The organism is Promicromonospora sp. NPDC052451, assembly GCF_044547525.1.
Classification (GTDB): domain Bacteria; phylum Actinomycetota; class Actinomycetes; order Actinomycetales; family Cellulomonadaceae; genus Promicromonospora.
This window is the reverse complement of the sequence record NZ_JBIUAP010000003.1, coordinates 231,338-253,563: the sequence shown is the minus strand read 5'-3', so window position 1 is coordinate 253,563 and position 22,226 is coordinate 231,338. Positions and strand designations below refer to the sequence as shown.

15 protein-coding genes are annotated in these 22,226 nt (G+C 73.3%); 2 read left to right on the top strand and 13 right to left on the bottom strand.

Annotation, left to right across the window (positions count from 1 at the left end; genetic code table 11):
* Positions 1-23: 23 nt before the first annotated feature.
* The 3 genes from ACIG47_RS06850 to ACIG47_RS06840 form a co-directional block, all read right to left on the bottom strand.
* A complete protein-coding gene (locus ACIG47_RS06850; RefSeq protein ID WP_397430175.1) occupies positions 24-1,502 on the bottom strand; it encodes a glycerophosphodiester phosphodiesterase family protein in 1,479 nt (492 codons plus the stop codon).
* A gap of 99 nt (positions 1,503-1,601) precedes the next feature.
* The gene (locus tag ACIG47_RS06845) at positions 1,602-4,295 is read right to left on the bottom strand and encodes a glycoside hydrolase family 97 catalytic domain-containing protein (protein WP_397430174.1); all 2,694 of its coding nucleotides are present in this window, start codon (positions 4,293-4,295) and stop codon (positions 1,602-1,604) included.
* 169 nt (positions 4,296-4,464) lie between these two features.
* The gene (locus ACIG47_RS06840) at positions 4,465-6,387 is read right to left on the bottom strand and encodes a heavy metal translocating P-type ATPase (protein ID WP_397430173.1); all 1,923 of its coding nucleotides are present in this window, start codon (positions 6,385-6,387) and stop codon (positions 4,465-4,467) included.
* A gap of 39 nt (positions 6,388-6,426) precedes the next feature.
* On the opposite strand from ACIG47_RS06840, the gene ACIG47_RS06835 reads away from it, so the two are divergent.
* Positions 6,427-6,708, top strand: a complete 282-nt coding sequence (locus ACIG47_RS06835) for a hypothetical protein (protein ID WP_397430172.1) — start codon at positions 6,427-6,429, stop codon at positions 6,706-6,708.
* A gap of 167 nt (positions 6,709-6,875) precedes the next feature.
* Here the strand turns inward: ACIG47_RS06835 and ACIG47_RS06830 are convergent, their stop codons facing one another.
* The 10 genes from ACIG47_RS06830 to ACIG47_RS06785 all read right to left on the bottom strand — a co-directional run bounded on the left by ACIG47_RS06830 (position 6,876) and on the right by ACIG47_RS06785 (position 21,465).
* On the bottom strand, positions 6,876-7,574 hold the full coding sequence (locus ACIG47_RS06830) for a hypothetical protein (RefSeq protein WP_397430171.1): 699 nt from the start codon (positions 7,572-7,574) through the stop codon (positions 6,876-6,878).
* Positions 7,575-7,779: 205 nt separating this feature from the next.
* Positions 7,780-12,120: a ThuA domain-containing protein gene (locus ACIG47_RS06825; protein ID WP_397430170.1), complete on the bottom strand. Its 4,341-nt coding sequence runs from the start codon at positions 12,118-12,120 to the stop codon at positions 7,780-7,782.
* Positions 12,121-12,238: 118 nt separating this feature from the next.
* A complete protein-coding gene (locus ACIG47_RS06820) occupies positions 12,239-13,114 on the bottom strand; it encodes a sugar phosphate isomerase/epimerase family protein (protein ID WP_397430169.1) in 876 nt (291 codons plus the stop codon).
* Positions 13,115-14,344 (bottom strand): substrate-binding domain-containing protein, encoded by a 1,230-nt coding sequence (locus tag ACIG47_RS06815; RefSeq protein ID WP_397430168.1) that lies wholly within the window; start codon positions 14,342-14,344, stop codon positions 13,115-13,117. It lies immediately after the preceding gene.
* A gap of 39 nt (positions 14,345-14,383) precedes the next feature.
* On the bottom strand, positions 14,384-15,373 hold the full coding sequence (locus ACIG47_RS06810; protein WP_397430167.1) for an ABC transporter permease: 990 nt from the start codon (positions 15,371-15,373) through the stop codon (positions 14,384-14,386).
* A complete protein-coding gene (locus ACIG47_RS06805) occupies positions 15,370-16,389 on the bottom strand; it encodes an ABC transporter permease (RefSeq protein WP_397430166.1) in 1,020 nt (339 codons plus the stop codon). The genes ACIG47_RS06810 and ACIG47_RS06805 overlap by 4 nt, the downstream gene beginning before the upstream one ends.
* A complete protein-coding gene (locus tag ACIG47_RS06800) occupies positions 16,386-17,894 on the bottom strand; it encodes a sugar ABC transporter ATP-binding protein (protein WP_397430165.1) in 1,509 nt (502 codons plus the stop codon). The genes ACIG47_RS06805 and ACIG47_RS06800 overlap by 4 nt, the downstream gene beginning before the upstream one ends.
* 62 nt (positions 17,895-17,956) lie before the next feature.
* Positions 17,957-20,239 carry a heavy metal translocating P-type ATPase gene (locus tag ACIG47_RS06795; protein WP_397430164.1) on the bottom strand — a complete coding sequence of 761 codons (2,283 nt, stop codon included), beginning with the start codon at positions 20,237-20,239 and terminating at the stop codon, positions 17,957-17,959.
* 33 nt (positions 20,240-20,272) lie between these two features.
* The gene (locus ACIG47_RS06790; protein WP_397430163.1) at positions 20,273-21,256 is read right to left on the bottom strand and encodes a heavy-metal-associated domain-containing protein; all 984 of its coding nucleotides are present in this window, start codon (positions 21,254-21,256) and stop codon (positions 20,273-20,275) included.
* Positions 21,253-21,465, bottom strand: coding sequence for a heavy-metal-associated domain-containing protein (locus ACIG47_RS06785; protein ID WP_397430353.1), 213 nt, complete (start codon positions 21,463-21,465; stop codon positions 21,253-21,255). Before ACIG47_RS06785 ends, ACIG47_RS06790 begins: the two co-directional genes overlap by 4 nt.
* 279 nt (positions 21,466-21,744) lie before the next feature.
* Here ACIG47_RS06785 and ACIG47_RS06780 point away from each other — a divergent pair, with 279 nt between their 5' ends.
* Entirely contained in the window at positions 21,745-22,065 is a 321-nt protein-coding gene (locus tag ACIG47_RS06780) for a hypothetical protein (protein WP_397430162.1), read from the top strand.
* Positions 22,066-22,226 lie beyond the last annotated feature (161 nt).

Sequence of the window (22,226 nt, the reverse complement as noted above, 5' to 3'; positions counted from 1 at the left end):
ATGCAACACGGCCGCCCCGGGCGTCACCGGCGCAGCGGGGTGAGCTGCACGTAGTCGAGGTTCCAGTTCTGGTAGGCGCCGGAGGGCAGGTCGATCCGGAGCGTGTGCGTGCCCTTCTCCAGCCGCTGGGCGACGCCGCTCGGCTGGAGCACCTGCTTCGCGTGGCTGGTGGTGTTCGCGACCTCGACCGGCGGGCCGGCGGTACCGCCGTCGAACGTGACGGTGTAGGTACCCGCCGGCGAGTAGGGCGACGAGGCGCGCACGGCCACCTCGTAGGTGCCGTCCCGGGGCACCTCGACCGCGTAGGTGAGCCACTCGCCGCCGCGCATCCAGCCGAGGCTGACGGCACCGTCCAGGTCCTGGATGTCCACGCCCTCCCCCGGGCGCATCTGGAGGTTGCTGCGGTTGGCGGGCTCCAGGTCGTGGTAGCCCACGCCCTCGCCGGGCAGGAAGTCCTCGGCCTGGACTCGGACGGCGCCGCGCGGCAGCGGGTCACCCTCCCCGGTGCGCAGCCAGCGCTCGATCTTCTCGACGTCGTCGGTCTGGAAGATCGTGGTGCGGTATCCCTCGACCAGCGCCTGCCAGCCGCGCAACGGATCGATCAGCGAGGCCTCGTCGGTCATCCGCTCCGACAGGCCGTCCCACATCGTGTTGCTCCAGACCCGGCTCCCGCTCGCCACCCGGTCGAGGAACGGACGGCGCGCGACGGCGTCCGCGGTGCTGTCGAAGTTGACCTCGTAGGCCACGGGCTGGTCGTCGCCGAACCGGTCGACGTCCGCGAGGTTCGCGTCGGTGACCATGTGCATGTAGACGGCGCCGCGGTGCATGGCGCGGAACTCCTGGACCTGGTCCACGGGTGCGTCCGACTTGAACAGGCCGTTGCGCACCGTGCCGGTCTCGGTCAGCACGTCCCAGATCTCCTCCCGGAACGGCCAGCCCTTGTCGAGGTTGACCAGGCCGCGATCCTTGGCCAGGAGCATCGCCTCGGCCAGCGTCGGCACGCGCTCGTCGGTGAGCGCCGCCTGCGCGCCGCCCAGACCCTCGCGGAGCCGGAGACCACGGACCTGCTCCAGCGTGAGGCTGTCCACGGGACCGGTCCCGTTCGTGGTGCGGTCCACGGTGGTGTCGTGCATGAGCACGGGCACGCCGTCGGCCGTGAGCCGGACGTCCAGCTCGACGATCTCCGCGCCGTCCTCGAACGCCGCCAGGATCGCGGGCGCGCTGTTCTCGGGTGCGGAGCGCCACTGCGCACGGTGGGCCGCCGTGAGGATCTTGGCGTCGGGACCGTGGTCGAGCAGGTCGCGGTAGGCGCGGTCGGCGGCCGTGCGTCCTCCGAGGCCCGGGCCACCGTGAGAGACGGCCTGCGCGGGGCCTGCCTGCGCGGGAACGGCGTCGGCCGGGCTCCCGGCGGGGAGCGGGACGAGGGACGCGACGGTGCCCGACAGCACCAGCGCGACGGCGGAGACGACGGCACCCGCCCGGGTGCCACGACGTGTGTTCATGAGGGTGAGCCTCGCGCCGCCGCCGGCCGGCCGGGCGACCGGCAGGCGGCGCGGGGCTGAACACTCGCTGAACCCTGCTCCTCAGCAGGTCGTGGCCGGTCAGCAGGTCACGCGCGCGTCCGCCCAGTCGGCGTGGTCGAAGTTCTTGCCGTCGCCGCCCTCGTCCGCGACCAGCCGCAGCCGCCGCACACCGGTGACGTCGACGTCCAGCGGCACGCCACCGTCGTCGTTGGACAGCACGGGCGTCTCCGTCAGCAGCACGCCGTCGCCGTAGACCTGGAACCGCACGGAACCCACGCCGGTGTCGCCCGGCTTGTCGAGCACCTCGTCGTCGATGCCGACCACCGCGGTGAGCCGCGTGCACGTGCCGCCGAGCCACGCCGTCACGGAGCCGGTGGCGTGCATGCCCACGCCCTTGTCGTAGGTGACGCCCGCGATCCGCAGCGGGCCGCCGTCACCGCCCGCGGCCTCCCCGTTGGACCGGTCGCGCTCGACCGGGCCGTACCCGTTGGTCTCGTCGATCCAGTCGAGGTCGGACACGTGGTGCGTGCCGGTCAGGGACGGCGGCGTCACCCAGAGGGTGGCCTGGCCGGCCGCCGTGAACTGCTCCCGCCCCGCGCGGTAGCCCACGTCGACCGGCAGCTCGAACGTGCCGGTGGCCCCGTCGGCGGGCACCTGGACCCGCCACGTGACCCGCGCCGTCCGCCCGGCGCCGAGCCGGGCCACCGTCTCGGCGCCGTGGTCCGCGACCCATCCCGCGGGCAGGTCCGGCGTCAGCCGCACCCGCGTCACGTCGCGGTCGGCCACCGTGAACGCGGCCGTCACCGCCACCGTGCCGCCCGGTTCGACGTCCGCCTCGACCGGCTCGATGTCCAGCGTCGCCGCGGGCCGCGCCTCGATCTCGTCCAGGCACGAGGCGCCCGGCCGGGTCGCGGCGCACACGACCGCCAGGAAGCCGCCGTTGTCCGCGGTCGGGATCTCCAGCGTCTGTCCCGCGGCGGCACGCACCGTGGTGTGCACCGTGGCCGAGCCGTCCGTGCCGTCGTCTGCGAGCAGGTCGACCACGGCCGCACCGCCGACCAGGCCCGCGAGCGGGAGGCGGAGCGGGGCACCCGAGCCCGCCCGCAGACCGCCGACGAACCAGCGGTCGCCGGACCGGCGCGCCAGCACCGCGTCCCGCCCCGGCGTGCCACCCAGCAGCCGCACCTCGTCCCAGCGGGCCGGGACGTTCCGGAGGAACGGCAGCGCGGCGGGCTCGGCGTCGTACCCCTCGGGCCGGTCGGACATGTGCTGCCAGCCCGACTCGTACACCACGCTCATCGCGGCCTGCTGGGCGCGCGACGTCTTGTCGTTGTCACGGGAGAACACGACCGGCGTGAAGTCCATGGAGCCGACGACGTTGCGCGTGAACGGCACCACCACGTTGCGCTCGGGGTGCACGCCGTTCTCCATGCCGCGCACCGACTCGTAGCTCATGATGTGCGGCCACGTGCGCTGCAGGCCCGTGGGCAGCGCCGAGCCGTGGAAGTTGAGCATCAGCTCGTACCGTGCCGTGTCCCGGGCCACGTCCTCGTACCACTGGTGGATCTCCTGGGAGTCGGAGTCCATGAAGTCCACCTTGAGCCCGCTCACGCCCCACGCCTTGAGCCGGGGCAGCCACTCGTCACGCTGCTCCTGGGTGCGCAGGTCGCGGTTGTGGAACCAGACGATCACGTCGACGCCACGGGTGTGCGCGTACCGCACCGTACGCGGCACCCAGGTGGCGTCCCAGCCCTCGTCGAGGAGCACGTACTCCCAGCCGTTGCGCGCCGACAGGTCCACGAAGTCCCGCTGGCGCGCCTCGTCACGCGGGCTGGCCGGGTCGGTGAGCCAGCTCCAGCTCGACCGGCCCGGACGGATCCAGTCCGCCCCCGGGTCCAGCGCGGCGGGCGTCGCCAGGTCGTCCACCAGGTTCGAGCCGACGACGCCGGGCAGGTCACCGACCACCGCCACCCGCCACGGGCTCGCCACACCACCGGCCGAGGCCCCGGACGACGTCACCGGGCGCCCCTCGAACAGCTCGACGGAGTAGCGCAGCGTGCCCGGCTCGTGCGCCAGGTGCGTGCCGGACCACTGACCGTGCACGTCGGACTCCGTGACCAGCGCGTACCGGTCGCCCTGCTGGAACAGCACCGGGTACCCGACGCTCGTGGCCCCGTGGCCCTCCGCCGCCGTGGTGGTGGCCCACTCCGCCTCGTAGTTCACGGCGTACGAGCGCTGCATCCACGCGGGTCCGTCGGCGGCCGGCTCCCACGCGCCGGACTCGTCGTCCACCCGGTGCTCACCGGCACCGTCCAGCAGGTAGCGGTAGGCCACGCCGTCGCGGGCCACGCGGACCGCGATGCCGAGCCGGGCGCCCGCGGCGTCCTCGAAGGTGAAGACCGACTCGCGGTGGTCGTAGGAGCGGCGGAGGCTCTTGCCCGTCGTCATGGCATACGTGTCGGAGACCCGCCGGTCCTGACGGCTCACGAACGTCAGGCCCGTGGTGAGGTCACCGTCGCTGCCGCGCAGCCCCAGCCGGGTCGCCGAGAGCACCGTGGCGCCGTCGGCGACCACGTCGAGCGCGACCTGCCCGGCATCGTCCAGCCGCAGCACGCCGTCGAGCCCGGAGCCGCGCGGCCCGTCCACGCGCCACACGTCGACGCCGTCCGGCGGGTCGCCCGCCGCGGTGGCGCCCGTGACGGGCGCGGCGCTCGCGGTGCCGCCGACGACGAGGCCGCCGACGGCCAGCGCGATCACTGACACCGCTGTCATCAGCTGGGGCACAGGACCGAACGCAGGTAGGTGCTTCACGAGGTCTCCCTTGACTCCGGCAACCGGCGCCCGGTGCGCCGCCGGACAGGGTAGGTAGGCCGGAGGCGACCGGTCAACACCCCGGCTGCGGGCGGGGCGGGGTCGTCCGGTCACGACCCCGCCCCACCGGTCACGAGCCGGGCCGCAGGTCCAGCCTGCGCAGGAGCTGCGCGTTGAGGGCCACCACGACCGTCGAGAGGGACATCAGGACGGCGCCCGCGGACATCGGCATCACGAACCCGACCGGCGCCAGGACGCCCGCCGCGAGCGGCACCGAGATCAGGTTGTACCCGGCGGCCCACCAGAGGTTCTGCTTCATCTTGCGGTAGCTCGCCCGGGACAGCTCGATCACCGACAGGACCGAACGGGGGTCGTCGCTGGCGAGGATGACGCCCGCCGACGCGATGGCCACGTCGGTGCCCGCCCCGATCGCGATGCCCACGTCGGCCTGCGCGAGCGCCGGGGCGTCGTTCACGCCGTCGCCAACCATGGCGACCTTGCGGCCCTCCTGCTGGAGCTCCAGCACCTTCGCGGACTTGTCCTCGGGCCGGACGCCCGCGAACCAGCGGTCGATGCCGAGCTCGGTGGCCACGGAGCGGGCCACGGCCTCGGCGTCGCCGGTGATCATGACCACCTGCACGCCCAGCCCGTGCAGCCGCCGGACGGCGTCCGCCGCCTGGGGCCGCACCTCGTCGGCGAGGCGCAGCGCGCCCACCACCACGCCGTCGCGCAGGACGTGCAGGACGATCGCGCCGTCCGCCCGCCACGCGTCGGCGGCGCCGAGCTCGTCCTGGCCGGTCTCCTGCAGGAGGCGCGGCCCGCCGACCCGGACCTCGTGGCCGTCGACCGTCGCCGTCACGCCGACGGCGGGCGACGACGTGAATCCGGAGGCCTGCGACACGACCGCACCGCGCTCCTGCGCCGCACGGACGATCGCCCGGGCCAGGGGGTGCTCGCTGTCCTGCTCGGCTGCCGCCGCGAGCGCCACCAGCGCGTCGCCGTCGAGACCCGCGCCCGTCGCGGTGCTGACCTCCGTGACGACGGGCTTGCCCTCGGTGAGGGTGCCGGTCTTGTCGAACAGCACGGTGTCGACGGTGCGCATGCTCTCCAGCGCCAGCCGGTCCTTGATCAGGACGCCGCCGCGGGCGGCGCGCTCGGTCGCGATCGAGACGACGAGCGGGATGGCGAGGCCGAGCGCGTGGGGGCAGGCGATGACCAGGACGGTGACCGTGCGGATCACGGCGTCGTCGGGCATCCCGGCGGCCGACCAGACCACCGCCGTGATCGCCGCGGCCGCCAGGGCGAACCAGAACAGCCAGCCGGCGGCGGTGTCGGCCAGGCGCTGGGCGCGCGAGGACGAGTTCTGCGCCTCGGTCACCAGACGCTGGATCCCGGCCAGGGCGGTGTCGTCGCCGGTGGCCGTGACCTCCACGCGCAGACCGGAGTCGGTGGCGACCGTCCCGGCGACCACCGGCTCGCCCGTCCCCCGGGACACGGTGCGCGACTCGCCGGTGACCATGGACTCGTCCATCTCGGCCCGGCCGTCGGTGATGCGGCCGTCCGCCGGCACGCTGCCACCCGGCCGCACGACCACGACGTCGCCGACCACCAGGTCGGCCGGCGCGACCGTCACCACCTGGTCACCCTCGACACGCTCGGCCTCGTCGGGCAGCAGGGCGGCGAGCGAGTCGAGCGCCGACGTCGTCTGCGCGAGCGAACGCATCTCGATCCAGTGCCCGAGCAGCATGATGACGATCAGGAGCGCCAGCTCCCACCAGAAGTCGAGCTGGTGGTCCAGCACCCCGAGGCTCGCCCCGAGGGAGGCGACGAACGCGACGGTGATGGCCAGCCCGATGAGCAGCATCATCCCGGGCCTGCGGGAGCGCAGCTCGCTCACGGCGCCGGTCAGGAACGGCCGCCCGCCCCAGACGTACATGACGGTACCGAGCACCGGCGAGACCCAGGAGACCCAGGCGGCGTCAGGGAGCTCGTAGCCGAGGACCATGGCGAACATGCCGGACAGACCGACCACCGGCACCGCCAGGACGAGCATGATCCAGAACAGTCGCCGGAACTGGGCGACGTGGTCGCCGTGACCTCCGTGACCTCCGTGACCGGTGTGACCTCCGTGGCCGGCGTGCTCTACGTGGCCGGCGTGATCGGTGTGATCGGCGTGGCCGGCGTGATCGGCGTGGCCGGCGCCGGCGTGCTCCGTGTGGCCGGTGTGGCCGGTGTGGCCTGCGTGCTCGCCGTGGACCGCGTGCTCCGCGTGGCTCGCGGGTGGCACGTGCTCATGGTGGCGCTCGGCGGTCTCGCCGTGCGCGTGGTCGTGCGCCATGGTCATCCCTTTCTGCCACACCTCGGCGAGGCATGACAGAACCAGATATACCCCTGTGGGGTATCCAGGTCAAGTGTTTCCTTCCGACCGGGGCGCCACTCCCACCACCACTCCCACGCAGGTGTGTTGCTGTGAGTAGACGATGTCTCTCCACAGCAACACACCTGCGGGACGATGTCCTGCCCGGAGCGTCCCGGCGCCGCTCAGTGACCCAGCTCCGGCTCCCCCTCCGTCGACATGCCCGAGTGCAGAGGAAGGAACGCGTGCAGGTGCCCGCGGTCCGCCGCGATGTACTGCATGTCGAGCTGGACCGCGGCCTGGGCCCACGCGTCGACGGCCCGCGAGCGCAGCGCGCCCGCGACGTCGTACAGGCGGCCGGTGCCGCCGGCGTCCGCGGCCCCGGCCACCTCGAGGACGTCGAGCGTGTCCCCCAGCAGGCCGGTCGAGAGCAGCAGGCCGTTGCGCACGATGTTGTGCTCGGAGGAGCCGGGCGGGAGCTCCTCGACGTCCTCCTGGACGTCGTCGACGACGGCCCGCCACTCGCGCAGGTCAGCGGCGTCCGGGGAGACCCCGTCCGCCGCGCCAGGTACCCCGTCCGCCGCGCCGGGCGCCCCGTCCGCCGCGCCGGGTACGCCGGACGATGCCCCCTCGTCGAGCGGGAGCGCCTCGTACAGGCCGTCCATGACCGGCAGCAGGCGCTCCTGCGCCGAGACCGCCAGCTCCCCGGCCGCGGCGAGGTTCTCCGTGTTCCGTCTCGCCTCGGCCGCCTCCAGCTCCGCCACCCGGGCGGGATCGACCTCGATCCCGCCCGGCGGGCGGGGTGCGGCCTCCCACGGCCGCACCACCAGCGCCACCCCCAGCGCCACCACCACGACGGCGAGCAGCAGCGCCACCACCGCCACGCCGCCCCACCTCGGCCACCGGCGCCGCGCGGGCACCGGTGGCCGGGGTCCGGGGCGGCCGGCACCGCCCCGGCTCGACGGACGCACCCCGGTACGCGGCCTGCTCCTCGTCCTCGGCACGTCCTTGCTCCTCTCGTCAGATGATCTCGGTCAGGTGATCCCGGTCAGGTGATCCCGGTCAGATGATCTCGGTCAGGTCACCTCGCTATCGGCACCGCACCGCGTCGTAACCCGCCTCGACCACCACCTCGTGGGGGCCGTTGACCGCCGTCACCGTCGCGGTCCCGGCGTCCGCCTGCCGTGAGCCGGCCTTGAACAGGCGGGACACCGTCTCGCCCGGCAGCACGTCGCCGAAGGTCGCGTTCTGGTACACGGTGCCGAGCTCGATCCGGGCGGGATCGGACCCCACGTTCGTCGCGGTCACGAGCACGCGGGCGAGCGGACCGGTGCACCGGCTCGTCGCCGAGGCCTCGATCGCCGGCGGGTCCGGCTCGTCGACGAACGTGAAATCCTGGAACTCCACGGCGCTGCGGGCCGTCGTGCTGTGCGCGGTGACGAACAGGCCGACGTCCTGCACGTCGGCGGCACCCGGCAGGGCCTCCGGCGCACCGATCTGGGTGAACGTCTCGCCGTCGGCACTCCAGTAGGCCGAGTACAGGTCACCGTCGCGCACGAGCCGCACCCAGGCCGGGTACGCCGTCGGGCCGCCGTTCGACGAGGCGACGAGCTGTCCCGCGGCGTTGCCCCGCAACCACTCGTACCCACCGCTCGGCCGGATGCCGAGCGCCGCGTAGCCCGGCGACGAACCCGGCTGGGTCACGTCGTTGCGGACGATGATCCCCGCCTTGGCGGACCCGGCCGAGTTGCCCTGGCTGACGATCTTCACCGTGGCCGACCAGTGCCGGTCCGACCCCTCGCGGAAGATCGTCGAGTACTCGTCCGTGCCCTGCCACATGTTGGCCCCGCCCGACTCGATGACGTACCGCCCGGCCGACAGCTGCTCGAACTCGCCGCCCGCGTTGCTGAACGTCCGCATGCCGTCGAACAGGTTGCCGACCCGCGCGAGGACCACCCGGGACGTGGTCGTGAGCCCGCGGTCGTTGGTCGCGACCGCCGTCAGCTCGTAGTTGCCGTCGGCCGTGACGTCCCACGACGCCGCGTACGGCGCCGTCTGGTCCACGCCCACCGAGGTGCCGTCGACGAAGAACTCCACCTGGCTGACGGAGTTCTCCGCGTCGGTCGCGTCCGCCGTGACCTCGACCTGGCCGTGCTCCAGGTCCGACCCGCCCTCCGGTGCCGTGATCGTCACCTCCGGCCGGGTGGTGTCGGCGGCGCCCTTGCCCACCGCCTCCACGAAGTTCAGGCGCCGCTCACCCGCCCCCGGGAAGACCACGTAGAGCGTGAAGCTCTCCCCCGGGTCCGGGACGTCGACGCGCACGTCGGCGAAGTCGCTGATCCCGGTGCCCGCGACCTCCGCGGTGCCGAGCAGCTCGCCGTCCGGCCCGTCCCGCCGCAGCTCCACGACGCCCGGCGCCGCGGACGCCACGCGCAGCGTCAGGGCGTCGAGACCGTGCAGGCTGACGGGGTCGTAGGAGGCCCACGCGCCGTCGGCGCCGACCAGCACGGAGCCGCCGCCCTCGACGTCCCGGCTCGGCACCGTCGTGGTGCCCTCCTGCGCCGTGTGGAACTCCGCCTGGCGCTGCCGCGGGAACAGCAGGGTCGTGTCGGAGCCGGTCAGCGCGGGGATGTCGTCGGCCCCGCCGTCGTCCTCGTACCGCGCGTCGAGCACGTAGAACACGTTGGTGTCCGCCCCGTGCCCGCCGCCCAGCGAGGTGGCCACCGAGCCCGTGCGGCCGTGGAGCGGCTCGGACGGGTGCGCGTGCGCGTCGTGACCCAGCGCCGGCTGGATGACCACGCGCTGGTCGTCGATCTGCGACCCGTCCGGCGAGTCCTCCGCGTCGGTCACGTCGACGTCCCAGGACACGGTGTCGCCGAACTCGAAGAACGAGCCCGTGGGCGGCAGCCCGAAGCCGACCTCGGGCCGCGTGTTGCCCACGGTGATCGGCACCGTGGCCGTCCCGTCCTTGCCCGCGGGGTCGGTGACGGTCAGGCGCGCGTCGTAGACGCCGTCGGCCGTGTAGGTGTAGGAGGCCGTCGGGTCGGTGGAGTCGGTGGTCCCGTCGCCGTCGAAGTCCCACGCGTAGGTGAGGTTCTCACCCTCGGGGTCGGTGCTGCCCGTCCCGTCGAACGTCACCTCCAGCGGCGCCTGCCCGGAGTCCGGCGACGCCGTCGGGGTCGCCTCGGGCGAGCGCGAGCCCGTCACGTAGTCCACGCGGTGCAGGCCCGAGTCGGGGTTGTCCCGGCCGAAGCCGCCGCCCCAGTCGAGCACGTACATGGCGCCGTCGGGCCCGAACTTCGCGTCGATGGGCGCGAGGAAGTCCTCGTCGGGCAGGAACCGGTTGACCTTCTCGACGTCGCTCTGCCCCGGTCCCGCCTCGGGGTCCTTGGTCTGAAGAGTGAACACCTGGTTCCGCGACCACTCGTAGAAGAACGCCTTGCCCTCGTAGAACTGCGGGAACTTGGTGTCCGAGTCGAGGTCGGGGTCGTAGTCGTAGAACGGGCCGCCCATCGGCGCCAGACCGCCGCCCTGGTTGATCGCACCGGGCACGGAGGACCGCTGGTAGCCGTACCACAGGTCCGCCGGCTGGGCCGGGGGCAGCTCGGTCAGGCCCGTGTTGCGGACGGAGTCGTTGACCGGGGCGTCGCAGTCGAAGAAGTCGCCGACGGTCACGGGGCTGGTCCGGTAGTCGACGTCACGGAAGGGCTCGTTGTCCCCCATGCACAGGGGCCAGCCGAAGAAGCCCGGCTCCTTGATCAGGTTCCACTCGGCGATGCCCGCCGGGCCACGCTGCGCCAGGTTGTCGGACCCGTTGTCCGGCGAGTAGTCCGCGACGCCGAGGTTGCCCGTCGCCGGGTCGAGGGCGAACCGGAACGGGTTGCGGAAGCCCATCGCGTAGATCTCGGGCAGCGTCTTGTCGGACGTGTCCTCGGACTCCGGGAACAGGTTGCCCTCCGGGATCGAGTACGTGCCGTCGTCCTCCGGGTGGATGCGCAGCACCTTGCCGCGCAGGTCGTTGGTGTTGGCCGACGTCGCCCGCGCGTCGTGGAACGTGCCGTCCCGCTCCGAGATCGGGGCGTACCCGCCCGACGGCTCGGTGTGCGGGTTCACGTCGTCGCCGACACCCAGGTAGAGGTCGCCGGTCTCGTGGTCGACGATGACGCCGCCGCCCGTGTGCCCCGGCTCGTCGGGCAGGCGCCGGGCAGGGACCTCCAGCAGCACCTTCTCGGAGGCCGGGTCGATCACCGTCGCCCCGCCCGCACCGGAGGTCACCGTGAACCGGGACAGCCGGTTGTGGAAGCTCGCCGGGTCGGTGTCGTCCTCGCTCGCGGGCGACCAGTACTGGTACAGGTACCCGTTGGTGGCGAAGTCCTCGTCGAGCGCGATGCCCAGCAGCCCGTCCTCGCCGCCCGAGTACACCGGGAGCGTCACGGCGGTGGACGTCGTCCGCGTCGCCGGGTCGAACACCCGGATCTGCCCGCGCACCAGCTCCGTGAAGAACACCCGGCCGTCGGGCGCCACGTCGATCCCGAACGGCGCGCTCGTGTTGGTGTCCAGCGACACCTTCTCGAACTGGCCCCAGTCGGTGCCGCCGCAGTCCCCCGGGGCGAGGCCCGCGGCCCAGCGGACACCACCGACGATGTGCTGCACGAAGTCGGGCTCCTCCGTGTAGTGCGCGCCGAAGTGGCCCATGCCGGTCATCCAGGCGCGGCCGCCGTCGTACGCCTTGCACCACGAGATCGGGTGGTCGTAGCCCATGGCGTTCTCGCCGGGGTCGTAGGTCGACTCGTCCATCGTGGCCAGCACGTGCGCGTCGCCGCGCACGTTGGTCGAGAAGTTGTACCACTCGTCGGCGCGGTCCCACCGCTGCGGCAGGTGCTCGGTCGACGGGTGCGTACGGTCCTCGACGCGGACCGTGCCGGGCAGCCCGGGGCTCGACCCCGTGGCTGCGTGCCCGGGCATCAGCGAGCCGATCATCTCGTCCCACCAGGCGTAGCTGCCCCGCATGTCGGTGGCGTTGTGGATGGCGACGATGCCGCCGCCCGCCTGCTGGTACCGCTCCATCGCGGCCTTCTGCTCGGCGTTCCACGGGTCGCCCGAGGCCTGGAACATGACCAGCGCGTCGTACTGCGCCAGGTCGGCGTCGTTGAAGACGGCCGGGTCCTCGGTGTGGTCGGACGCGATGCCCGCCTCGGCGAACGCGGCCTCGAGCACCGGGGTGCCCTGCGTGATCGCCTCGGCGTGCCGGTACTGGGTCGTGGCGGTGAAGATCAGGACGCGGCCTTCCTCCACGGCCTCGGTCCCGGGCTGCGCGTGCGGTCCGTGGTCGGCCGTGGCCACCGGGACGGGCGCGAGCGTGAGCGCCAGTACTCCGACGGCGAGGGCCGCCACGGACTTCCCCCAGCGGGGGCGTCGTGCTGCGGTCATCGTGTTGCCTCCTGGGCAGATCGACGTGCGGACCCGCCGGGACACCCCGGCGGAAACGTGGAGCGTTGATCAGCCCGGCGTGCCGGCGCCGAGCGCGCGTGGAAACCTCGGGCGCGTGTCAGACCTGTGCGACGGGCATCAGTCCTCTCAGGTACGCGAGGCCCTCGGTCGCGAGGGCGTCCTGGCTCGCGGCCAGCGGCCGCCAGATCGACGCCGCCGTGGCGATGGTGGCGTTGTCCGCCGTGAACGACTCGATGACGAGCGGCCCCCGGTAGGCGACCCGGTCCAGCGCCGTCAGCAGGCCGGGCCAGTCGATCCCGTCGTGGCCGGGCGCACCCCGGTCGTTGCCGCACACCTGGACGGCCGCGATGCGCGCGCCGGCGCGCTCCACGGCCGCGGGCAGGTCCCGCTCCTCGATGTTCATGTGGTAGACGTCGAGCATCAGGCCGATGCCCTCGGCGGGCAGCGGGCCGACCACGGCGAGCGCCTGGTCCACGGTGTTGATCAGGCTGGTCTCGTACCGGTTGAGGGGTTCCAGCCCGACGACGACGCCGGCCGAGACCGCGTGCTCGACCACGGGCGCGAGCTGCTCGACCAGCTCGGCGCACGCGGCGGCCCGCTCCTGCGGCGTGGTACGCCACGTGCGCCCCACGGACGCGTACGCCGGCCCGCCGATCACGCGCGCACCCACCGTGTGCGCCGCGTCCACCACCGTCCGCAGGTAGTCCTGCGTGGCCCGCACGGTGGCCGCGTCGGCGGCGACGAGCTCGCGTCCCGGACCCATGACGAGCGACACGCTGGCCGCGAGCCCGTGGTCGGCGAGCACCTGTGCCGCGCGGCGCGGGTCCCAGTCGCCGGGCTGCTCGACGGGCAGCTCCAGCACGTCGAACCCCCACGCCGCGACGCGGGGCGCGAGCTCGGCCAGCGAACGGTCGGTGAGCGGTGACGTCCATACCCAGGTGTTGACGCCGACCGGCCAGGTCGCCCCGGCCATTCAGCGGTCCGTCCAGACCTCGGGGTACCCGGGCAGGTCCTCGCCGCCGAACTTCGCGTAGTGCAGCGAGGGCATGTCGGCGTTGGCCTCGAGGAACCCGGCCAGGTCCGCCTCGGTGACCGGCTCCTGCGGCAGCACCCACTCGGCGGGGACCTCCTGCCCGGCCCAGATCTTCTGCGCCGCGAGGACCGGCGTGCGCCACTGGAAGTTCGAGTACACGTTGCCGATGGCGGTCATCCCGGTCTCGTCCCACTTGCGCAGGAAGCTCATCTCGTCCTCGCCCACGAAGACCGGGTACGGCTGCCCGGCGTCCTCGAACGCCTCCACCGCGGCGACGGCGCCGTCCCCGGCGTCCATCCAGATGCCGTCGACCTCGCCGCGCTGCAGGTACTGGGTCACGACGTCCTTGATCTTGGCGCCGTCGCCGCCCGTGAACTCCACGCCGACCACCTCGATGTCCGCCTCGGAGAACACCTTGTCGGCGGCGGCCCAGCGGTGCTCCAGCACGTCGACGCCGGGCAGGATGCGCAGCGCCAGGACCGTCGAGCCGGGCTCCAGGTTGTCCACCAGGAACTCCGCGCCGACCGCGCCGTAGGCGTAGCCGCCGATCGGATGGATGAACGTGACCATGCAGTCGGTCTCGACGCCGCGGTCGAACACGATCACCGGGGCACCGCTCTCGCACGCGGCCTCGACCGCGGGGGTGAGGGTCGCCGTCGTCGACGGCGAGACGATGATCGCGTCGCAGTCGCCTGCCTCGACGAACGCCTGGATGTCGGAGATCTGCTTGTTGTCGTCGGCGGCGGCGTCCGAGACCCGGAACTCGCCGATCACGCCCTCCGCCTGCAGCACCTCGACCTGCTGCTGCATGGTGATCCAGCCGGTCACCCGCCACGGGTTGGAGACCGACGCGTTGGAGAAGCACAGCGTCTTGTCGCCGCCCTCGCGGGCCATGCCGGCGGTGTCCACGTACTCCGGCTCGATGGCCTGGAGCCACGGCTGGTCGGCCGGGCCCTCCGGCTCGATCTCCCGCTGGGCGAGCTCACGGTCGTAGTCGGCCTGGACGAACCACTCGCTGGAGGCGCCCGAGTCTGCAGGGGCCTCCTCGGCGGGACCGGTCTGCGCGGCCGGGCCCTGGTCGGTCGGTACGTCGGTGGTGCAGGCCGTCAGCAGGAGCAGCCCTGCCGCTGCCGTACCCGCCAGCAGTGCTCGGATCGGTCGCATGTCCATCTCCCTTGATGAGTGCGGGTCCATCGATCGGTGTCGAGCTCAGGTGCGCCTCCGGCGCGCGGCGTAGGCCACGGCGGCGATGATGATGACGCCCTGCACGGCCGGACGGACCGTGGAGGGCAGGGCGAGCTGGTTGAACAGGGTGAACAGGGCCTCCAGCGTGAGTGCGCCGACCATCGCCGCCACCACGGTGCCGCGCCCGCCGCCGAGGGCCACGCCGCCCAGCACGACCGCGGTGATCGCCATGAACTCCAGGCCCTGACCCACCTGGGCGGTCACCCCGGCGAACCCCCCGATGAGCACGGCGGCGACGGTCGCGAGCACCGAGGAGAGCACGAACGCCCGGGTCCGCAGCCACCACACGGAGGCACCGCTGTAGGCGGCCGCGACCGCGTTGTCGCCCACCGCGACGAGCGACCGGCCGAACGGGCGGCGCATCAGGAGCACCGCGAGCACACCCACGACGACCGCCACGAGCAGCGCGTACGGCACCTGGAACTGGCCGGGCACGTCCGGGAACCCCTTGCGCCCCAGGACCCGGAACGCGTCGGTCAGCGCGCCGGTGGGCGCGCCACCGGTCCAGAGGCGGACCGCGCCGAACAGCACCAGCATCATGCCGAGCGTGGTGATGAACGACGGCACGCGCAGCAGCGTCGTCACCAGCCCGTTGACGAGCCCCACGACCAGCCCGACGACGAGCATGAGCCCCAGCACCGGCCAGGTCAGCGCCTCGTCGCCGTCCATCAGCCGGGCGGCGATCACGACCTGCGCGCCGACGAGCGAGCCCACGGACAGGTCGAACTCCCCCGAGACGATCACGAGGTACTGCCCCACGGCGAGCACCACCAGCGGCGCCGCCTTCTTGGCGAACGCCATGAGGGAGACCGGCTCCGCGAACGAGGGGTTGATCGCCACGATCACGACCAGCACCACCGCGAGCAGCGCGAGCACGGTCCAGCTCCCGCCGGACAGCAGGTGGTCGCGCCATCGCCGCGCGCGCACCGAGGAGGTCTCTGCGGTCAGGGTCATGCGGGCACCCCCCTTCGCCGAGCCGCGCCGCCGGGAGCGAACCGGGCGCGCCGGCTCGCCGGGTCGAGCTGGCGACGGGCGTACAGGGCCACGGCCGCGACGATGATCACGCCACGCAGCACGTCCTTGAAGAACGGGTTCACGTCGAGCACGTTGAACGACGTGTCGAGCACGGCGAGGATCGCGACGCCGCCGACCGTGCCGATCACCGAGCCCCGCCCGCCGAACAGGAGCGTGCCGCCCAGCACGACCGCGGCGATCGAGTCGAGGTCCAGGCCGTAGGAGTAGACCAGCGCGTTGCCCGTGCCGAACCGGGCCGCGATGAGCAGGCCCGCCGCACCGGCGCACAGGGAGCACAGCACGTGCGCCAGGACGAGGGTCCGGCCCGTGCGCACCCCCGAGAGCCGCGCGACGTCGAGGCTCCCGCCCACCGCGAACATGTGGTACCCGGCCCGGGTGCGCGTAAGCAGCACGACCGCGGCGGCCGCGACCACCAGCAGGACGACCGTCGAGACCGGGACCGGACCCACCCGGGTGTACCCGAACGTCTGGAACGCGACGGGCACCTCACCCTCCGGCCCCTTGAACTGGGTGTCGAGGAACCCCTTGACGATCAGGCCGGTGCCGAGCGTGGCGATGAACGGGTTGACGCGCAGGGCCGAGACCACCAGGCCGTTGGCGAGCCCGATCCCGGCGGCCACGACCAGCGCCGCCAGCACGCCGGCCCACACGCGGGACGGGTCGCCGGCCATCGTGGTCGCCCCGACGAGCGAGCACAGGGCGACCACGTACCCCACGGACAGGTCCAGCGAGCGGCACAGCACCACGAAGGTCTGCCCGACGGCGACGAACCCGAGCAGGCTGGTCTGCGTGAGCATGTAGCTGATGTTCTGCTGGGCGAACAGGTTGCCGCCGCGGACCGCGACGAGCAGGCCCGCGAGCAGCAGGATGCCGGCCAGCGCCAGGTAGACGATCTCGGTGGACCCGAGACGGCGGCGTGCCCTGGCGGCGGTCATGCCGCCCCCGTCGCGAGCGCCATGACGTCCTCCTCGGAGCTGCCGCCGGGCAGCTCGCCGACGACCCGGCCGTCGCGCAGCACGAGCACGCGGTCCGCCATCGCCACGACCTCGGGCAGCTCGGACGAGATGAGCAGCACGGCCGTGCCGCCGGCCGTCAGCGTGCGCACGAGGTCGTAGACGGCGCGCTTGGCCCCGACGTCGATGCCGCGCGTCGGCTCGTCGAGCACCACGACGCGCGGCTCGGTCACCAGCCACTTCGCGAGGACCACCTTCTGCTGGTTGCCCCCCGAGAGGTACTGCACCTCCGTGTCCGGGGACGCGGCGACCAGGTCGAGGGAGGTCAGCAGCCCGGGGATGCGGCGGGCGCCGCGGTCCGAGGTACGGGGCAGCACCGCGTCGAGCACCAGCCGGGCGTTCGCGAGGACCGACTGCGCCAGGGCAAGGCCTTCGCCCTTGCGGTCCTCGGTGACCAGCGCGAGGCGGTGGCGGACGCCGTGGCGCGGGGAGCGCACACGCACCGTCCGCCCGTCCACGGTCATCCGACCACGGGTGAACGGGGCGATCCCGAACACGCCGTGGGCGATCTCGGTGCGGCCGGAGCCCTGCAGGCCGGCCAGCGCGACGATCTCGCCGGCCCGCACCTCCAGGTCCACGCCGTCGACCATCGCGTTGCCCGCCCCCTCCAGCGCGAGCCGCACCTCCCCGGGGGTGAGGTCGGCCGGCCTGTCCGGGAAGAACCCGGCGAAGTCGCGGCCCACCATGGTGCGGACCAGCCGGTCCGGCCCCACCTCGGCGGCCGGCGCGGTCAGCACGTGCTCGCCGTCCTTGAGGACCGTGATGGTGTCGGCCAGGTCGTAGATCTCCTGGAGCCGGTGCGAGACGTACAGGATGGCGACGCCGCGGTCCCGCAGCCGCCGCACCAGGTCGTACAGGAGCGCCACCTCGTGATCGGCGAGCGCCGCCGTCGGCTCGTCCATCGAGATGATGCGCGCGTCGTACGACACCGCCTTGACGATCTCGACCACCTGCTGCTGGGCCACGGACAGGGACCCGACCCGGGTTCCCGGCGTGATGCCCGTCAGCCCCAGGTCCTCGAGCAGCCGCGCGGTGTCGGCGTGCAGCCTGCGCCGGTCGACCAGGCCACGCCGGAGCGGCTCACGGCCCAGGTACACGTTCTCGGCGACGGTCCGGTCGGGCAGGAGGTTGAACTCCTGGAAGACGGTCGCCACACCCGCCCGCTGGGCGTCGAGCGGGGTGGCGAACGTGACGGTCGCGCCGTCCAGCTCGATCGTGCCGGCGTCCGGCTGGTGCACACCGGCCACGATCTTCATGAGCGTCGACTTGCCGGCGCCGTTCTCGCCCACCAGGGCGTGCACCCGTGCCGGGTAGAGCTCCAGGTCGATCTCCCGCAGCACCGAGGTGCCGAAGAAGTCCTTGCCGACGCCGGTCAGGCGCAGGACGGGGTCGGTGGATGAAGCGTGCGCGTCGTCATCGGCTCGCATATCCACCAATGTAGGGACCTTTTACCAGATGTCAAGCAAAAGTTGCATGTCCCTTGTGCGGCTTATGGGGTACGCGCCACGGATGACCGCCCGAACGACCGCAGCCGCAGGCTGTTGCCGACGACGAAGACGCTGGAGAACGCCATCGCCGCACCGGCGAGCATGGGGTTGAGCAGGCCGAGGGCAGCCAGCGGGATGGCGGCGACGTTGTACCCGAACGCCCAGAACAGGTTGGCCTTGATGGTGCCGAGCGTGCTCCGGGAGAGCCGGATCGCGTCCGCGGCCGCGCCGAGGTCGCCGCGCACGAGCGTGATGTCCGCAGCCTCGATGGCGGCGTCGGTGCCCGTGCCCATGGCGAGCCCCAGGTCGGCCTGGGCCAGCGCGGGCGCGTCGTTCACCCCGTCGCCCACCATGGCCACGACCTTGCCCTCCGCCTGCAGCCGCGCGACGACGTCGGCCTTGTCCTGGGGCAGCACCTCCGCGACGACGTCGGTGATGCCGACCGCCGCGGCCACCTGCTCGGCGACAGCCCGGTTGTCTCCCGTGAGCAGCACCGGCGTGAGCCCGAGGGCTCGCAGCCGGGCGACGGCGTCCGCGCTGGTCGGCTTGATCCGGTCCGCCACCACGAGCAGGCCGCGCGCCTGCCCGTCCCAGCCGACCGCGACGACGGTCCGGCCCTCGGCCTCGGCCCGGGACTTGGCCTCGGCCAGCTCCGGCGACAGGTACTGCGACCAGTCGGCGAGCAGGCTCTGGCGCCCGACGACGACCGCGTGCCCCTCCACGACGCCCTGCACACCCTCGCCCCGGACGCTCTCGAACGACTCCGGGACCGGCAGGACGCCGACCTCCTGGGTGGCCCCCTTCGCCACGGCCTGCGCGACCGGGTGCTCGGAGGCGTCCTCCAGGGCGCCGGCCAGGCGCAGCAGCTCCGCGCGGGAGGTGCCGGCCTCGACCACGACGTCCAGCAGCGCCATCTTCCCGGTGGTCACCGTGCCGGTCTTGTCCAGCACCACCGTGTCGACCTTGCGCGTGGACTCCAGGATCTCGGGGCCCTTGATCAGGATGCCGAGCTGCGCGCCGCGCCCGGTGCCCACCAGGAGAGCGGTGGGCGTGGCCAGCCCGAGCGCGCACGGGCACGCGATGATCAGCACGGCGACGGCGGCCGTCAGCGCGGCGGTCGCCGGGAACCCGGCGCCCAGCCAGAAGGCGAGCGTGGCGACGGCGATCGCGATGACCACCGGCACGAAGATCCCCGAGACCCGGTCGGCGAGGCGCTGCACCTCGGCCTTGCCGGACTGGGCGTCCTCCACGAGCTGCGCGATGCGCGCGAGCTGCGTGTCCGCGCCCACCTGGGTGGCCCGGACCACGAGCCGGCCGCCCGCGTTCACGGTGGCACCGGCCACCGTGTCGCCGACACCCACCTCGACCGGGACGGACTCGCCCGTGAGCATCGACGCGTCCACCGCGGAGGACCCGGCCACCACCTCGCCGTCGGTGGCGATCTTCTCCCCCGGCCGGACGACGAACTCGTCGCCCACGGACAGGTCACCGATCGGCACGCGGGTCTCGGTGCCGCCCCGCAGCACCGCCACGTCCTTCGCGCCCAGCTCCAGCAGTGCCCGCAGGGCGGCTCCCGCCCGGCGCTTGGACCGCTTCTCGAACCAGCGCCCCGCCAGCACGAACACGGTCACGCCGGCCGCGACCTCCAGGTAGATGTTGGCCGCGCCGTCGGACGGCGCCACCGACAGCTCGAACCCGTGCGTCATCCCGGGCTCGCCCGCCGTACCGACGAACAGCGCGTACAGCGACCAGCCGAACGCCGCCAGGACGCCCACCGAGACCAGGGTGTCCATGGTCGCCGCCCCGTGCCGCAGGTTGGTCCACGCGGCCCGGTGGAACGGCCACGCGCCCCACAGCACGACCGGCGCGGCCAGCGTCAAGGACGCCCACTGCCAGTAGGTGAACTGCCACGCCGGGACCATCGCCAGCGCGATCACCGGGACGGCCAGCACGATCGAGACCACCAGGCGGTCCCGGAGCGTGAGCAGCTCGGTGTCCCGGGCACCGTCGGCGTCCCCGGCCGCCAGGGCCGGGTCCTCCTCGGGCGCCGGCAGCGCGGCCGTGTACCCGGTCTTCTCCACCTCCGCGACCACGGCCGCCAGGTCGTACCCGGCGGGCGTGGTGACCTTGGCCTTCTCGGTCGCGTAGTTGACCGTGGCGGTCACGCCGTCGAGCCGGTTGAGCTTCTTCTCGATCCGCATGGCGCACGACGCGCACGTCATGCCGCCGATCTCCAGGTCCACCGTGGTGACCGGCTCGTCCGTCCGGGACGGGGCGTCGGACATCGTGCCCTCTCCTTACTCCGCTGCTCGCGTCAGTCAGTCAGTCGTGTCGAGGACGAGGTGCGCCGTGCGCACCACGCCGTCGACCTTGAAGTCCAGGTACAGCAGGTACCGCCCGGGCGTGGGCGCCGACGTCACGAACGTGACGTCCGGGCCCGACACCGACCCCGGCGCGGGCTCGGCCCCCTCGGGGTGCACGTGCAGGTACGCGAGGTCGCCCGCACGCAGCGCCACCAGGTGCCCGGAGGCGCCGAGGTACGGCTCCAGGTCGGTCACCGGCTCGCCGTCCCGCGTGATGCGGGCCGTGAGCACCGAGTCGCCATCCGTACCCAGGTCGCCGGTCAGCGTGGCGGTGTAGCCGTCCACCGTGTCCGACGCCGACACCCGGGTCGCGGGCTCGGCCGGCACCCGACCCGCGACGTCCACCGTACGGCTGAGCGTCACGTTCTCGCCTGTCGCGGCGGGCACGAAGTCGGCGTACACCCGGTAGCTGCCCGCCTCGTCCCAGGCCCACGGGATCGACCAAGTGCCGTCGGCCGCCATCGTGGGGTGCACGTGGCGGAACCCGGCGCCGTCCGAGCGGACCACGACCAGGTGCAGCTCCTTGTCGTGCTCGGTGGCGAAGTCGGTGACGGCGGCGCCGTCGGCCGTCACCGTGAAGGACAGCGTGCCCTCCTCGCCGACGGCGTCGGGCGCGCGCACGGGGCCCAGGAGCAGACCGTCCTGCTCCAGCGAGAGACCCCGGACCGGTGCACCGGCGTGGGCGTCGGTGTCGGAACCGCCGTGGGCGTCCGCGCCGGAACCACTCCCGGCGTCCGCACCGGACCCGCCGTGGGCGCCGTCGTCGGGACCGCCGCCGACGCCCACGGGTGCCGCGTGCTGCGCCCCGTCGCCTCCCGCCGTCGCCGACCAGGCGGCGACGGTGCCGTCCGGGACCACGGCCCCGGCCACGGCGAAGGTGACGGCGAACAGCGCCGCCAGCCCGCCGCCGTACAGCCCGAGGCGCTGGGGCGCGTTCACGAGAGGCGCTCCGCCGCGTACCCGGCCTCGTCCACGGCGGCCAGCACCGCTGCCTCGTCCAGCGCGTCGGCGCTGCGCACCACGAGCCTGCCCGTCGCGGCGCTCACGTCCACCTGCTCGACGCCGGGCAGCCGGCCCACCTCGCCGCGGACGGACATCTCGCAGTGCCCGCACGTCATGCCCGTCACCTGGTACTCGCTCGTCGCCATCGTCTTGCCTTCCACTCGTGCGATGCTACCCCTAGGGGGTAACCGTATGCGGCACACCATATACCCCTGCGGGGTATGCGGGTCAACCCGGCCCTGCTCGTCTCCCGGCTCGGCCCGCCACCGCCGCCCGCCACCGCCGCCCGCCACCGCCGCCCGCCACCGCCGCCCGCGACCTCGCCACCCGGTCGCACCAGGACCAGGACCCGGACCCGCACGGCCGCCAGGACGGCGAGCCGCGAGACGGTGGTCCGCCGTGTCCGGCACCGGTACGGTTCCGGCATGTTCACGCTGCAGGTACCTGATCTCGTCGCCGTCGCCGTCGCCGTCCTGCTCCTGGGGCTGTTCATCACGATCAGCGGCAACGCCCGGGCCAACGGGCAGGCGGCCGAGCGGATCGAGCGCAAGCTCGACCTCGTGATCAAGCACCTCGGCATCGAAGGGCCCGCCGCGGAGGGCATCGCGCCCGGCACCCTCGCCGAGATCGACCGGTGCATCCGCTCGGACCGGCGGATCGAGGCGATCAAGCTCTACCGTGAGGCCACCGGCGCGGGCCTGGCCGACGCCAAGCACTGGGTCGAGCGCCGCGCCTCGTCGTACTGATGCCGCCCGCCCGTCCCGTCCCGGCGAGGTCACGGCCTCGGAAGGGCCCGCACGAGTGCGCGGTTTCGGGGACAGCTCACCCCGCTCCTCGATAGGCTCGTCCCGCGCCGCCCGTGCGAGCTCCGGGCGGTCGCGTTCACCATGACGCCTGCACCAGGCGA

Coding starts and splice junctions, on each gene's coding strand:
- ACIG47_RS06785 (WP_397430353.1), bottom strand. CDS start 21,465: ATGGCGACGAGCGAGTACCAGGTGACGGGCATGACGTGCGGGCACTGC.
- ACIG47_RS06810 (WP_397430167.1), bottom strand. CDS start 15,373: ATGACCCTGACCGCAGAGACCTCCTCGGTGCGCGCGCGGCGATGGCGC.
- ACIG47_RS06795 (WP_397430164.1), bottom strand. CDS start 20,239: ATGTCCGACGCCCCGTCCCGGACGGACGAGCCGGTCACCACGGTGGAC.
- ACIG47_RS06800 (WP_397430165.1), bottom strand. CDS start 17,894: ATGCGAGCCGATGACGACGCGCACGCTTCATCCACCGACCCCGTCCTG.
- ACIG47_RS06825 (WP_397430170.1), bottom strand. CDS start 12,120: ATGACCGCAGCACGACGCCCCCGCTGGGGGAAGTCCGTGGCGGCCCTC.
- ACIG47_RS06780 (WP_397430162.1), top strand. CDS start 21,745: ATGTTCACGCTGCAGGTACCTGATCTCGTCGCCGTCGCCGTCGCCGTC.
- ACIG47_RS06840 (WP_397430173.1), bottom strand. CDS start 6,387: ATGCTCGTCCTGGCGGTGCCGGTGGTCGGTCTGTCCGGCATGTTCGCC.
- ACIG47_RS06805 (WP_397430166.1), bottom strand. CDS start 16,389: ATGACCGCCGCCAGGGCACGCCGCCGTCTCGGGTCCACCGAGATCGTC.
- ACIG47_RS06850 (WP_397430175.1), bottom strand. CDS start 1,502: ATGAACACACGTCGTGGCACCCGGGCGGGTGCCGTCGTCTCCGCCGTC.
- ACIG47_RS06845 (WP_397430174.1), bottom strand. CDS start 4,295: ATGACAGCGGTGTCAGTGATCGCGCTGGCCGTCGGCGGCCTCGTCGTC.
- ACIG47_RS06815 (WP_397430168.1), bottom strand. CDS start 14,344: ATGGACATGCGACCGATCCGAGCACTGCTGGCGGGTACGGCAGCGGCA.
- ACIG47_RS06820 (WP_397430169.1), bottom strand. CDS start 13,114: ATGGCCGGGGCGACCTGGCCGGTCGGCGTCAACACCTGGGTATGGACG.